We start from the raw sequence: 12,834 nt of genomic DNA, 5'->3' as shown, positions 1-12,834 counted from the left end.
GACGGGGCGGGGGCCACGTGCCGGGCACCGCGTGCTCCGCCCGGCGCACGTCCGTGCGGCCCGCGCGGCCGTTGACGCATCATGGGCCGTGTGCGACTGGAAGCGATCACCTGGGACCGGCTCGGCGACCTCCTCGCCGAGCGCCTGCTGGAGCTGAAGACGGCCGACGGCGGTCCCTGGCCGCGGCTCGCCGTCGACGGCGCCCCCGCCGCCCGCCCGGGAGACCTCGCCGAGCGGATCGCCGGGGCGCTGCGGATACGCGGCCGTCCCTCCCTGGTCGTGGGCGCCGGGGGCTTTCTGCGCCCCGCCTCCGTCCGCCTCGAGTACGGCCACCGGGACGTGGAGTCCTACTACGGCGGCTGGTACGACACCGGCGCCCTGTGGCGCGAGGTGTTCGGTCCCCTCGAACCCGGCGGGAGCGGACGGGTCCTGCCCGATCTGTGGGACCCCGTCACCGACCGCGCCACCCGCAGCCCCTACGTCCGGCTCCCGCCCGGCGGCGTGCTGGTGATGCACGGTCCGCTCCTCCTGCGCCACTGGTTCCCCTTCGACCTGACCGTCCACGTCCTCCTCTCCCCGGGCGCCCTGCGCCGCCGCACCCCCGAGGCCGAGCACTGGACCCTCCCCGCCTTCGAACGCTACGAGCGGGAGACGGATCCGGCCGCAACGGCGGACGTGCTGGTACGGGCCGACGACCCCCGGCATCCGGCATGGCGCGGCTGAGACCGCCGGGACCCGGGCACGGGGGAGGGGCTCCCGACGGGACGGGCGGCCCGCCGGCCGGACGCCCGGCCCCGGCGGTCCCCTCCGGGTGCCGGCGGCGGGCGGGGCGGTGAGAATGAGGGGCGCCGGGACTCGCGGTGCGCCCCGCGCCGCGCCGGCCGTCCGGCACCGGGAGGCACCCCATGACCACCGCCGGAGACATCATGCACCGCGGCGCCCAGTGGATCCCCGCCCACGAAACCCTCGACCGCGCCGCCCAGCTGATGCGCGAGCTGAACGTCGGCGCCCTGCCCATCAGCGACGAGAACGAGCGGCTGTGCGGCATTCTCACCGACCGGGACATCGTCGTCGGCTGCGTCGCCGTGGGACATGATCCCGCCCGGGTCACCGCCGGTGACATGGCCAAGGGGACACCGCGCTGGATCGAGGCGGACGCCGACGTCGGCGAGGTCCTCCGGGAGATGCAGACGCACCGGATCCGCCGGCTCCCCGTCATCGAGGACAAGCGCCTCGTCGGCATGATCAGCGAGGCCGACCTCGCCCGGCACCTGTCGCAGGACCAGATCGCCACCTGGGCCGGGAGCGTCTACGCCAGGACCACCGAGGGCTGACCGCGGTCCGCCGCACCGGCGGGCACGGGGGCGGGGGTCAGAGCCAGCCGCTGCGCCGGAACGCCCGGTGCAGCAGCAGACACGCCACGGATATCACGCCGATCACCATGCCGTACCCGTACCGCCAGTGCAGCTCCGGCATGTGGTCGAAGTTCATGCCGTACATCCCGCAGACCATCGTCGGCACCGCGACGATCGCCGCCCACGCGGTGATCTTGCGCATGTCCTCGTTCTGCGCGACGGTCACCTGGGCGAGATGCGCCTGGAGGATGGAGTTGAGCAGTTCGTCGAAGGCCGCGATCTGCTCCTTCGCCCGCTGCAGGTGGTCGGAGACGTCGCGGAAGTACGCCTGTATCTCCGGGGCGACCACCCGGATCGGCCGCGTGGCGAGCTCCTCCAGGGGCCGGCCGAGCGGCACCACGGCCCGCTTCAGTTCGAGGAGTTCGCGCTTGAGCTGGTAGATGCGGCCCGGATCGACCCGCGCGCCGTGCTCCGCGAACACGTCCGTCTCGACCTGGTCCATGTCCTCCTGCACCGAGTCGATGACGGTCAGGTAGTCGTCGACCACGTGGTCCGCGATCGCGTGCAGCACCGTGGACGGCCCCTTGACGAGCTGTTCGGGGTCGGACTCCAGCTCCTCGCGCAGCGGTCCCAGCGACCCGTGCCGCCCGTGCCGGACGGTGATCACGAAGTCCTCCCCGACGAACACCATGATCTCGCCGGTGTCCACCACCTCGCTGGTGGCGGTGAGTTCGTCGTGCTCGACGTAGCAGACCGTCTTGAGCACCGCGAACAAGGTCTCGCCGTACCGCTCCAGCTTGGGGCGCTGGTGGGCCTCGACCGCGTCCTCGACCGCCAGCGGATGCAGGTCGAACAGCTCGGCGATGCCCGCGAACTCCTGGTTTGTCGGCTCGTGCAGGCCCAGCCAGAGGAAACCGTCGCCGCTCTCGCGCACCCGCTTCACGGCGTCCACCAGGTCCCCGCGCGCGGACGTGCGGCGACCGTCCCGGTACGTCACGCAGTTGACCACCGAGGAGCCCAGCGGGGACCGGGCCGGGTGACTCAGATCCACGCGGGGGCGCCGCCGGGCGAACCGGGCCATCCCGCGCAGGCCGCCGACCCTGCCGAGACCGGTGACCTTCCGCAGGTTTCCTGCCATGGACATCTGGTTCTCCTCGCGTGGTTCCCCCGCGCCGGTCCCGTTCCCCGCGGCTCGGTGCGCCAGTCTGCCAGGCCCGCGCGAACCGCGTGCGGACCTGTGGAAACGGGTCATTCCGCTTGGTTCCCGGCTGTGGGCGAACGGAGTTCACCCCTTCCGGCACGCCCCTTCCCGCCTCTTCCCGGCCCATTCCCTCCCGTCTCCTTCCGGCCGTCCCCTCCCCGCCGGGACCGGGTGCGGCCGGCCCGTGCCCACCGGCCGTCCCCCGGCCGCCGCGCCTCGTGCGTCAGCCGAGCGCGGGCGGACGGCCCCCGTCCGTTCCACCGCCCGGGCGCCCGCCCCGCACCCCTCCCGCGCCGCCTGCTCCGGGTCGGCGCCCGCGAGCAGGGCCGCGAGGAACGCGCCCGTGAAGGCGTCGCCGGCGCCCGTGGTGTCCCGGGGAGCCGCCGGCACGGCGGGGACGCGTGCGCACACCTCGCCGGACCGCGCGAGCAGGGCGCCCCGCGCCCCCTGCTTGGCCACCACCAGCGGGACGTGCCGGCTCAACCGCGCCGCCGCCTCCGCCGCGTCGGACACCCCCGTGAGCAGGCACGCCTCGTCACGGCTGGGCAGCAGGACGTCCACGCCCCCGATCAGCGCCAGGAACCGGTCGGCGCCCAACCGCCGGAGGAACCCGGCCGACGCCGGATCCAGACTCACCGGCACCCCGCGCGCGCGTGCCGCCTCCAGGGCCACCGCGACGAGGGCGCGGCTCGGTTCGGTGAACAGGAGGTAGCCCGACAGGTGCAGCCGCGCCACTCCGTCCAGCAACGCGTCCGACCAGTCACCGGGCTCCAGCCGCAGCGACGCGCCGCTGTCGGTGAGGAAGGTCCGCTCCCCGGCCGCGTCCTCGTCGACGAGGCAGACCACCGTCCCCGTCGGCGCCTGCTCGTCGACGACGAGCAGGGGACGCACCCCCCGGGCGGCCAGCTCCCGCTCGTGCCAGGCCGCAGAGTCCGACCCCACCCGGCCCAGGAGCCGCACCTCGCCGCCCCGACGCGCCGCCCAGCAGGCCACGTTGGCGCCCGCGCCGCCGGGCAGCGTCCGGATCGCCGCCGCCGTGTCCGTCCCCGGGGCGAGCGGTCCCCGGTGCCGGGCGACCACGTCCGTGATCACGTCACCGACGACCAGCAGCGCCCCGTCCCGCACGGCCCCCGTCACTCCCCGGCGGCCCACGCCGCCGCGACGCGTGCCGCCAGGCGCACGTTGCCCCGGACCGCGGCCAGGTTGGCGGCGAGGGAGGCGCCGTCGGTGCGGCGGACCAGGTGGTCCAGCAGGAACGGAGTGACCGCCTGGCCGGTGACCCCCTCCGCCTCGCACGCGCGCAGCGCCTCGTCGAGCACGCGCGCGTGCAGCTCGGGATCCAGCTGCTCGTCCTCGGGGACGGGGTTGGCCACGACCAGCGCCGACCCGGGCCCGCCCAGCGCGTCCTGCGCCCGCATCACGTCCGCCACCTGCTCCGGGGTGTCCAGCCGCCAGTCCACGGGATGTCCCGAGTCGGAGAGGTAGAAGCCCGGGAAGCGGTCCGTGCCGTACCCGGCGACCGCGACGCCCAGGGTCTCCAGCCGCTGCAGCGTCGCCGGTACGTCCAGGACCGACTTCACCCCCGCGCACACCACGGTGATCCGCGTACGCGCCAGCAGGCCCAGGTCGGCCGACTCGTCCTGGGTCACCGTCCACTCCCGGTGCACCCCGCCGAGCCCCCCGGTCGCGAACACCCGTACGCCCGCCAGCGACGCGAGCAGGGCGGTGCCCGACACCGTGGTCGCCCCGCTCGCCCCGCCGGCCACCGCGAGCGGCAGGTCGCGGTGGCCCAGCTTGCGGATGCCGTCCCCGCCCGCGATCCGCTCCAGCTGCCGCTCGTCCAGGCCGACCCGGGGCCGCCCGTCCAGCACGGCGACCGTCGCCGGCACCGCGCCCTCCCGCCGCACGGCCGCCTCCAGCTCCAGCGCCACCCGGAGGTTGTGCGGCCGGGGCAGTCCGTGCGCGATGATCGTGGATTCCAGGGCCACCACCGGCCGGCCCGCGGCGATCGCCCCGCGCACCTCTTCGGACACCATGAGCACCACGTGCCTGCCTCCCGTCTCCCGGTCTCCCCTCATCCCTGGCGGGCCGCGGGCCGGGCCAAACCCCTTGCGGGCCGTCGCGGAGATCGCGGAGGCTGGGACCATGACGGATCACACGACGCGTCTCGACCACATCGTCCTCTGGGTGCGCGACCCGGTCGCCGCCGCCGGCTTCTACGAGAGGGCGGTGGGCCTCGAGCCCGTCAGGCTCGCCGACTTCTCCGCCGGCGAGGCACCCTTCCCCTCGGTGCGCGTCAACGAGGAGACCATCCTCGACCTCATGCCGCTGGCCAAGGCCGAACGCATGACGATGCTCCCCGGCGCCGCCGAGAGCTCCGGCCACCCCGTCAACCACGTCTGCCTGTCCCTGCCGGCCGACGGCTTCGACGCCCTCCGCGGCCGCCTCCAGGAGCAGTCCGTACCGGTGACGGACCTCGCGCACGACTCCTTCGGGGCGCGCGGCCCGGCCAAGCGAAGCTTCTACTTCCGCGACCCGGACGGCAACATCCTCGAAGCGCGCCACTACGACTGACCCGGGGCCCCGCCGCCCGAGCCGTCAGAACAGCGGCTCGGGCAGCACGCCCTCCAGGGCCAGCAGCCGGCGTTTGGTCTCCAGCCCGCCCCCGAACCCGCCGATGCCGCCGCCGCTCTCCACGACCCGGTGACAGGGCACGACCACCGGCAGCGGGTTGGCGCCCATCGCCATGCCCACGGCCTGGGCGGCGCCCGGCTGTCCGACCCGTCCCGCCAGGTCGCCGTACCCGACGACCGTGCCGAACGGCACGCCGCGCGCCAGCTCCCGCAGGACCTCGCGGGGGAAGCCGGAGACCAGCGACCAGTCCAGCGGCAGGTCGAAAGCCTGCCGCTCACCCGCGAAGTACGCCTCGACCTGGCGTACCGCCTCGGCCAGCAGAGGGGATCCGGGCTCCTCGACGGGCTCGGTGCCGAGCCGGGACGCCAGCCGCTCCAGCGCGCTGTCGCGCACCGCGTCCGTGGCGTGGAACACGACGCTGACCAGGCCCGCACGGGTCGCGGCCAGCAGCAGCGGGCCGATGCCGGTGCCGACGACGGCCCACACGACCCGCTGCTCGTACCGCCCATGGCTGTCCATGCGCCCCACCGTACGGCCCGCCACCGACAACGCGGGGGCGGGGCGGGCGCCTCAGTCGCGCACCGCGTCCCGCACCACGTCGGGCGTGTCGGTGATGATCCCGTCGACCCCGAACCCGGCGACCCGCCGGGCGGCCGCCGCGTCGTTCACGGTCCAGGTGAAGACCTCCAGCGGCTTGCCGTGCGCACCGTCGAGGGCGTGCACGGCGGCGACGTACCCGGCGGAGAGGGAGGCGTGCGAGGGGTTGATCTGGTCGGTGAAGGCCGCGTACGCGGGCAGGTCCGCCGCGGGCGGCGTCCCGAGGAAGCCGGTCTTCACCGCGGGCTTCAGCTCATGGACGGTCCGCACGCTGTCCGCGCTGAAGCTCTGCACGATCAGCCGGTGCTTCACGTGCCGGCGGTCGAGCCAGCCCTGGTTGCCCAGGACCTTGAGGGCCTGCCGCTCGATGCCGGGGTACAGCTGCGGGTTCTTGATCTCCAGCAGCAGCTTCTGGCGGTGGTGCTCGACCCGGTCCACGAACTGCTCCAGCGTCGGCACGCGCGCGCCCGCGTACGCGGGGCCGAACCAGCTGCCCGCGTCCAGGCGGGCGATCTCCGCGAGGGTGAAGTCCTTCACCTTCCACGGCGCCCGGCCGGGGAAGACCTCCTCGACGTCGGTGGTGCGCCGCAGGCTGTCGTCGTGGAGGACGACGAGCTCACCGTCCTTGGTGCGCTGGACGTCGTTCTCCACCCAGTCGGCGCCGAGCGCGGCCGCCTCGTCGACGGCGGCCAGGGTGTTCTCGGGGGCGTACGCGGAGGCGCCCCGGTGGGCTGTCACCAGGGGGCGCGCGGTGTCGCCGGCGGCCCGGGCGGGGGAGAGCGGGAGCAGGAGGGCGGCGGTTCCCAGGAGCGCGGCGGCCGATGAGATGACAGCGCGTGCGTGCATGCGTACTCCTCGCGTCGAACGGTCACGGACGGTTCAACTGTGACAGCCGAGGGTCAACGCGAGAGGGGTGCGGGATGGCCGCGGTTTGAACGGAGTTGCCCGTACTCCGCACACTGGGGGCACACATATGGGGCAGGGGCGTGTTTCTTTGCCGGAAAGTCGTTCGACCATTCCGGTGGGGGTCATACTCTCTGCGTCAACCCTGGCCGCCGGTGCGGCCCTGGGAGGGGGGCTTGTATCGGGAATTCCGGGACGCACAGGGCGGGAAGGGCAGCCGCGCATGCAGGGCACGGTCGACGGATTCAGCTACGGCCTGGTCACACCGCTGGTGGCCTACCTCATGGCCTGCCTCGGCGGTGCCCTGGGGCTGCGCTGCACCACCAGGGCCATGACGGCCAACCGTTCCCGGCGCCCCGCCTGGCTCGCCCTGGGCACCGCGGCCATCGGCTCCGGCATATGGACGATGCACTTCATCGCCATGATGGGCTTCGCCGTCGAGGGCACGCCGATCCACTACGACCGGACGATGACGTTCGCGAGCCTCGCCGTCGCCGTCGTCATGGTGGGCACCGGGATCTTCATCGTCGGTTACCGGGGCCCGTCCGGAACGGCCCTGTTCACCGGGGGCACCGTCACCGGCCTCGGCATCGCCTCGATGCACTACCTCGGCATGGCCGGCATGAGCCTCGACGGACGTCTGGAGTACGACGTCCCCACCGTCGCCGCGTCCGTGGCCATCGCCATGGCCGCCGCCACCGCCGCCCTCTGGGCGGCCGGACGGGCCAGGGGATTCCTGTGGAGCGTGGGCGCGAGCCTCGTCATGGGACTCGCCGTCGCCGGCATGCACTACACCGGGATGGCCGCCGTGGACGTGCACGTCCACGGCACCTCCGCCCCCACCGCCGGGGAACCCGCGGCCGCCCTGCTCGGGCCGATGATGGTCGGCCCGCTCGCCCTCCTCGTCCTCGTGGGCATCGTGGTGATCTTCGATCCGCTCCTGATCACGGGCGGTCCCGCCGCGGCGCCCGCCGAGCGCAGGCCCGGCGTCCCCGCCCACTCCTCGGCCCGCCGCGCCCCGGCCCGCGGGCGGCCGAGTGCCCGGGGCCCCGTCGAACACCGCTCCCGCGCTCCGCAAAGGCACTGACCGGGACCGGCTGTCAGTGGGGGGTCGTACGGTGGATGGCATGCGGCCCGTTTCCCACATCGAACGCACGGTGGCGCCCTTCGAGGTCGTCAGTCCCTACCGGCCCAGCGGCGACCAGCCCACGGCCATCGCCGACCTCGCCCGGCGCATCGAAGCCGGTGAGAAGGACGTCGTCCTGCTGGGCGCGACCGGTACCGGAAAGTCCGCCACCACGGCGTGGATGATCGAGAAGCTCCAGCGCCCCACCCTGGTGATGGCGCCGAACAAGACACTGGCCGCGCAGCTGGCCAACGAGTTCCGCGAGCTGCTGCCGAACAACGCGGTCGAGTACTTCGTCTCGTACTACGACTACTACCAGCCCGAGGCGTACGTCCCGCAGTCGGACACCTACATCGAGAAGGACTCCTCGATCAACGAGGAGGTCGAGCGGCTGCGGCACTCCGCGACCAACTCGCTGCTCACCCGCCGCGACGTCGTGGTGGTCGCCTCCGTCTCCTGCATCTACGGCCTCGGCACACCGCAGGAGTACGTGGACCGCATGGTCCCCCTCCGCGTCGGCGACGAGGTCGACCGCGACGAACTGCTGCGCCGCTTCGTGGACATCCAGTACACGCGCAACGACATGGCCTTCACCCGCGGCACCTTCCGCGTCCGCGGCGACACCATCGAGATCTTCCCGGTCTACGAGGAGCTCGCCGTGCGCATCGAGATGTTCGGCGACGAGATCGAGGCGCTGTCCACGCTCCACCCGCTCACCGGCGAGATCATCAGCGACGACCGGCAGCTGTACGTCTTCCCCGCCTCCCACTACGTCGCCGGCCCCGAGCGCCTGGAGCGGGCCGTCAACGACATCGAGAAGGAGCTCGCCGAGCGCCTCGCCGAGCTGGAGAGGCAGGGCAAGCTCCTGGAGGCCCAGCGCCTGCGCATGCGCACCACGTACGACATCGAGATGCTCCGCCAGATCGGCACCTGCTCCGGCGTGGAGAACTACTCGATGCACTTCGACGGCCGCTCGCCCGGCTCCCCGCCCAACACCCTGCTGGACTACTTCCCGGACGACTTCCTCCTCGTCATCGACGAGTCGCACGTCACCGTCCCGCAGATCGGCGCCATGTACGAGGGCGACGCCTCCCGCAAGCGCACCCTGGTCGACCACGGCTTCCGGCTGCCCTCCGCCCTGGACAACCGGCCGCTGAAGTGGGAGGAGTTCCAGGAGCGCATCGGCCAGACCGTCTACCTGTCGGCCACCCCCGGCCAGTACGAGCTCTCCCGCTCGGACGGCACCGTCGAGCAGATCATCCGCCCCACCGGCCTCGTCGACCCGGAGGTCGTCGTCAAGCCCACCGAGGGCCAGATCGACGACCTGGTGCACGAGATCCGCTCGCGCGTCGAGAAGGACGAACGCGTCCTGGTCACCACGCTCACCAAGAAGATGGCCGAGGACCTCACCGACTACTTCCTGGAGCTCGGCATCCAGGTGCGCTACCTGCACAGCGACGTCGACACCCTGCGCCGGGTGGAACTGCTGAGGGAGCTGCGGGCCGGCGAGTTCGACGTCCTGGTCGGCATCAACCTGCTGCGCGAGGGCCTCGACCTGCCCGAGGTGTCCCTGGTGGCGATCCTCGACGCGGACAAGGAGGGCTTCCTGCGCTCCGGCACCTCCCTGATCCAGACCATCGGCCGCGCCGCGCGGAACGTCTCCGGCCAGGTCCACATGTACGCCGACAAGATCACCCCGGCGATGGAGAAGGCCATCGACGAGACCAACCGCCGCCGGGAGAAGCAGATCGCCTACAACCGGGCGAACGGCATCGACCCCCAGCCGCTGCGCAAGAAGATCAACGACATCGTCGCCCAGATCGCCCGCGAGGACGTCGACACCGAGCAACTGCTCGGCTCCGGCTACCGCAGGGCCGGGAAGGCCGGGAAGGACGGCGGCGGCACCAAGGCGCCCGTGCCCTCCCTCGGCACCAAGGCGGCCAAGGGCGCGAAGGGCGCCAAGGGCAAGGCCGGCGAGACGGTGCCGACCGACCGCCCCGCCGCCGAACTCGCCGAGCAGATCGAGGAGCTGACCGCGCGGATGCGGGCCGCCGCCGCGGACCTCCAGTTCGAGATCGCGGCCCGGCTGCGCGACGAGGTCTCCGAGATGAAGAAGGAACTGCGGCAGATGCAGGAGGCCGGCCTGTCCTGACGGCTGCGGAAGGCGCCGGCCCGCGACCGGCGCCTTCGGCGCGTTTCGGACCCCGCCCGGTACGGACTGTGTTGCAAGACCGACACAAAGTGCGGACCTGGGTACGTCACTGTCGGTCCCCCTGCGTAGGGTTCAGGTCAACCGCGGCTTCGCGGCAACAGGGGACAGTTCGAGAGGGGAATCAGCGCGTGACCGTCAACATGACCAAGGGTCAGGCCATCAGTCTGCAGAAGAACGACGGCGGCAGCCTGACCGCGGTGCGCATGGGTCTCGGCTGGCAGGCGGCTCCCCGTCGCGGCCTGTTCGGCTCGCGCACCCGGGAGATCGACCTGGACGCCTCCGCCGTCCTGTTCGCGGACAAGCAGCCGGTCGACGTCGTCTTCTTCCGCCACCTGGTGAGCGACGACGGCTCCGTGCGGCACACCGGTGACAACCTCGTCGGCGGTGTCGGCCAGGGCGGCGACGACGAGGCCATCCTCGTCGACCTGTCGCGCGTCCCGGTCCACATCGACCAGATCGTCTTCACCGTGAACTCCTTCACGGGCCAGACCTTCCAGGAGGTGCAGAACGCCTTCTGCCGCCTCGTCGACGAGACCAACGGCCAGGAACTCGCCCGCTACACGCTGGCCGGCGGTGGCGCCTACACGGCCCAGATCATGGCGAAGGTGCACCGCTCGGGCTCGGGCTGGACGATGACGGCCCTCGGCAACCCGGCCAACGGCCGCACCTTCCAGGACCTGATGCCGGCGATCCTGCCGGTTCTCTAGGCACCCGGGACCGGGCCCGGCCGGACCGGCCGGCGGCACACGCACCCATCACACGCGACACAGGGGGACGAAGGCGATGACGGCCGAGCTGGTGCGGGGGCAGAACCACCCGCTCTCCCAGTCCCGTCTGGAGATCCGGATCTCGGCCGGCACGCCGGTCGTGGCCGCGGCCGCGCTCGGCGACGAGAACGGCCGGATCCACGGGACGGAGTGGGTGGCCCATCCGGGCGCCCCCACCCAGCCCGGCCTGGAGGTGTCGCGGCAGGCGGCCGCGGACCACCGTCTCGCGGTGGACCTGGACGCCATGACGGACGCGGTCCACCGGGTCAGCGTGCTGCTCGCCCTGCCCGCCCCGGGCGGCGGCCCGGGTCCGGTCCGGTTCGGCGCCGTGGCGGCGCCCTTCGTCGCCGTCACCGGCCTGGACGGCACCGAGGTCGCCAGCTACACCATCACCGGTCTGGAGGCCGAGTCGGCCGTCATCGCCCTGGAGCTCTACCGGCGGCAGGGCGCCTGGAAGGTGCGCGCCGTCGGCCAGGGGTACGCCGGCGGCCTGGCCGAACTCCTCGCCGACCAGGGCCTGTCCCAGGCCCAGCAGCTCGCGGCCGGCATCGGCGAGGCGGTCGCGCGGGGGCTCGCCCGCTCCGTGCAGGCGCCCCCGCCCCGCCCGTCCGACGGCGACCGCTCCCGCCAGGCCGCCGCACCGGCCGTCGGCCCGGACCAGGGCGGCACCGCGCCCCAGGGCGCCCCGGGGCCCGTTCCCCCCGCGTACGGAGGGCAGCCGGCCGGCCGGCCGGGACAGGACGGACCACAGCCCGCCTACGGGGGAGCCGGCGCGGCGGACCCGTCCCCGGCCACCGGCGGCGGCCCGATCGACTACAGCCACCCCCGGCGGCAGACCTCCGCTCCGCCGCCGCCCCCTCCGGCCGCGCCGCCGGCCCGGCCGGGGCAGCCCGCGCAGCCCGTCGCGGGGGACGCCACCGGCTGGTCCATGGAGGAGCGGCTCTACAACCAGGTCTGGGGCATGTTCGAGGACCTGGCCCGCACCACCGCCGCCTACCGCAGCGCCGTCGACTTCGCCGAGTCGCGCATGGACAAGGAGCTCGAGCAGGCCCTGTCCGACCCGCGCAGCCGGATCGGCGGCCAGGGCGACGCCGCGCGCGAGGCGGCCCGCGCCCGGCACGGCCGGCTCGTCGACCAGGCGAGGGAGGCCCTCGACCGGGACCTCGACCAGCTCGTCGCCGAGGCCGAGGTCGTCGAGCCCGCACTGCCCCCCGCCTTCGCGCGCTGGGACAACCCCGTCTGGCACGCCTACCGGGTGCCCATGGAGATACCCATGGCGCTGCGCCTGGGCGACCTCCGCCTGCCCGAGGCCGACCGGATCCGCATCCCCATGCTGCTCCGGCTGCCGCTGGAGCGCGGGCTGTGGATCGACAGCGGACGGACCGGCTCGCTCGACGGACCGTTCCACGACTCCCACGACATGCGGCGCCTCGCCATGGAGACGGCGGTGGTCCACGCGGCCCGGCTGCTCGCCGTCTACCCGGCGGGGGAGTTCACCGTGCACGTCGTCGACCCGGCCGGATCCGGCGCGCAGGCGCTGGTGCCGCTGACGCAGACCGGTGTGCTGGCGGCCCCGCCCGCCGTGGGGGCCGCGGGCGTGACGGACGTGCTGGGCAGGCTCACCCAGCGGGTCGACCTGGTGCAGATGGCGCTGCGCGGAGGCGCGCCCGACGCGCTGCCCCCCGGGTTCGACACCTCCCAGCAGCTGCTGATCGTCAACGACTTCCCGCACGGGTTCGACGACCGCGCCGTCAACCAGCTGCGCTACCTCGCCGACGAGGGCCCGTCCGTCGGCGTGCACCTGATGATGGTCGCCGACCGCGAGGAGTCCGCCGGCTACGGCCCGCTGCTCGACCCGCTGTGGCGTTCGCTGCTGCGGCTGACCCCGGTGGCCGACGACCACCTGGCCGACCCGTGGGTCGGGCACGCCTGGACGTACGAGCCCCCGCTGGTGCCGCCCGGCAGCCAGGTCCTCCACCAGGTCCTCACCCAGGTCGCCGCCGCCCGCCGCTCATGGGACCGGTGAGCGCCCCGCGCCC

12 protein-coding genes are annotated in these 12,834 nt (G+C 73.6%); 7 read left to right on the top strand and 5 right to left on the bottom strand.

What is annotated here, in order from left to right:
- The first annotated feature begins 81 nt into the window (after positions 1-81).
- Together GL259_RS11115 and GL259_RS11110 are read left to right on the top strand one after the other, a co-directional pair.
- Positions 82-723 carry a uridine kinase gene (locus tag GL259_RS11115; protein WP_208026457.1) on the top strand — a complete coding sequence of 214 codons (642 nt, stop codon included), beginning with the start codon at positions 82-84 and terminating at the stop codon, positions 721-723.
- A gap of 182 nt (positions 724-905) precedes the next feature.
- Positions 906-1,334, top strand: a complete 429-nt coding sequence (locus GL259_RS11110; RefSeq protein WP_159531638.1) for a CBS domain-containing protein — start codon at positions 906-908, stop codon at positions 1,332-1,334.
- Positions 1,335-1,371: 37 nt separating this feature from the next.
- Here the strand turns inward: GL259_RS11110 and GL259_RS11105 are convergent, their stop codons facing one another.
- The 3 genes from GL259_RS11105 to GL259_RS11095 all read right to left on the bottom strand — a co-directional run bounded on the left by GL259_RS11105 (position 1,372) and on the right by GL259_RS11095 (position 4,601).
- Positions 1,372-2,499 (bottom strand): magnesium and cobalt transport protein CorA, encoded by a 1,128-nt coding sequence (locus GL259_RS11105; RefSeq protein WP_159531636.1) that lies wholly within the window; start codon positions 2,497-2,499, stop codon positions 1,372-1,374.
- Positions 2,500-2,640: 141 nt separating this feature from the next.
- Positions 2,641-3,681: a sugar kinase gene (locus GL259_RS11100; protein ID WP_243762285.1), complete on the bottom strand. Its 1,041-nt coding sequence runs from the start codon at positions 3,679-3,681 to the stop codon at positions 2,641-2,643.
- Positions 3,682-3,689: 8 nt separating this feature from the next.
- A complete protein-coding gene (locus tag GL259_RS11095) occupies positions 3,690-4,601 on the bottom strand; it encodes a pseudouridine-5'-phosphate glycosidase (RefSeq protein ID WP_159531634.1) in 912 nt (303 codons plus the stop codon).
- A gap of 100 nt (positions 4,602-4,701) precedes the next feature.
- On the opposite strand from GL259_RS11095, the gene GL259_RS11090 reads away from it, so the two are divergent.
- The gene (locus GL259_RS11090) at positions 4,702-5,130 is read left to right on the top strand and encodes a VOC family protein (RefSeq protein ID WP_159531632.1); all 429 of its coding nucleotides are present in this window, start codon (positions 4,702-4,704) and stop codon (positions 5,128-5,130) included.
- A 24-nt stretch (positions 5,131-5,154) separates the two neighbouring features.
- Here the strand turns inward: GL259_RS11090 and GL259_RS11085 are convergent, their stop codons facing one another.
- Together GL259_RS11085 and GL259_RS11080 are read right to left on the bottom strand one after the other, a co-directional pair.
- The gene (locus GL259_RS11085) at positions 5,155-5,709 is read right to left on the bottom strand and encodes a methylated-DNA--[protein]-cysteine S-methyltransferase (protein ID WP_159531630.1); all 555 of its coding nucleotides are present in this window, start codon (positions 5,707-5,709) and stop codon (positions 5,155-5,157) included.
- A 51-nt stretch (positions 5,710-5,760) separates the two neighbouring features.
- The gene (locus GL259_RS11080; RefSeq protein ID WP_159531628.1) at positions 5,761-6,633 is read right to left on the bottom strand and encodes a glycerophosphodiester phosphodiesterase family protein; all 873 of its coding nucleotides are present in this window, start codon (positions 6,631-6,633) and stop codon (positions 5,761-5,763) included.
- A gap of 280 nt (positions 6,634-6,913) precedes the next feature.
- Between GL259_RS11080 and GL259_RS11075 the strand changes: the two genes are divergently transcribed.
- The 4 genes from GL259_RS11075 to GL259_RS11060 all read left to right on the top strand — a co-directional run bounded on the left by GL259_RS11075 (position 6,914) and on the right by GL259_RS11060 (position 12,821).
- On the top strand, positions 6,914-7,777 hold the full coding sequence (locus GL259_RS11075) for an MHYT domain-containing protein (protein ID WP_159531626.1): 864 nt from the start codon (positions 6,914-6,916) through the stop codon (positions 7,775-7,777).
- Positions 7,778-7,817: 40 nt separating this feature from the next.
- The gene (uvrB, locus tag GL259_RS11070; protein ID WP_159531624.1) at positions 7,818-9,968 is read left to right on the top strand and encodes an excinuclease ABC subunit UvrB; all 2,151 of its coding nucleotides are present in this window, start codon (positions 7,818-7,820) and stop codon (positions 9,966-9,968) included.
- A gap of 188 nt (positions 9,969-10,156) precedes the next feature.
- Positions 10,157-10,735: a TerD family protein gene (locus GL259_RS11065; protein WP_159531622.1), complete on the top strand. Its 579-nt coding sequence runs from the start codon at positions 10,157-10,159 to the stop codon at positions 10,733-10,735.
- A gap of 76 nt (positions 10,736-10,811) precedes the next feature.
- Positions 10,812-12,821, top strand: coding sequence for a TerD family protein (locus GL259_RS11060; protein WP_159531620.1), 2,010 nt, complete (start codon positions 10,812-10,814; stop codon positions 12,819-12,821).
- Positions 12,822-12,834 lie beyond the last annotated feature (13 nt).

Origin of the sequence: Streptomyces sp. Tu 3180 (assembly GCF_009852415.1) — a bacterium.
Classification (GTDB): Bacteria; Actinomycetota; Actinomycetes; order Streptomycetales; family Streptomycetaceae; genus Streptomyces.
Note: the sequence above shows the minus strand (reverse complement) of the source record. Positions and strands in the feature narration are given on the sequence as shown.

Coding starts and splice junctions, on each gene's coding strand:
- GL259_RS11080 (WP_159531628.1), bottom strand. CDS start 6,633: ATGCACGCACGCGCTGTCATCTCATCGGCCGCCGCGCTCCTGGGAACC.
- GL259_RS11110 (WP_159531638.1), top strand. CDS start 906: ATGACCACCGCCGGAGACATCATGCACCGCGGCGCCCAGTGGATCCCC.
- GL259_RS11085 (WP_159531630.1), bottom strand. CDS start 5,709: ATGGACAGCCATGGGCGGTACGAGCAGCGGGTCGTGTGGGCCGTCGTC.
- GL259_RS11115 (WP_208026457.1), top strand. CDS start 82: ATGGGCCGTGTGCGACTGGAAGCGATCACCTGGGACCGGCTCGGCGAC.
- GL259_RS11090 (WP_159531632.1), top strand. CDS start 4,702: ATGACGGATCACACGACGCGTCTCGACCACATCGTCCTCTGGGTGCGC.
- GL259_RS11105 (WP_159531636.1), bottom strand. CDS start 2,499: ATGTCCATGGCAGGAAACCTGCGGAAGGTCACCGGTCTCGGCAGGGTC.
- uvrB (WP_159531624.1), top strand. CDS start 7,818: ATGCGGCCCGTTTCCCACATCGAACGCACGGTGGCGCCCTTCGAGGTC.
- GL259_RS11075 (WP_159531626.1), top strand. CDS start 6,914: ATGCAGGGCACGGTCGACGGATTCAGCTACGGCCTGGTCACACCGCTG.
- GL259_RS11060 (WP_159531620.1), top strand. CDS start 10,812: ATGACGGCCGAGCTGGTGCGGGGGCAGAACCACCCGCTCTCCCAGTCC.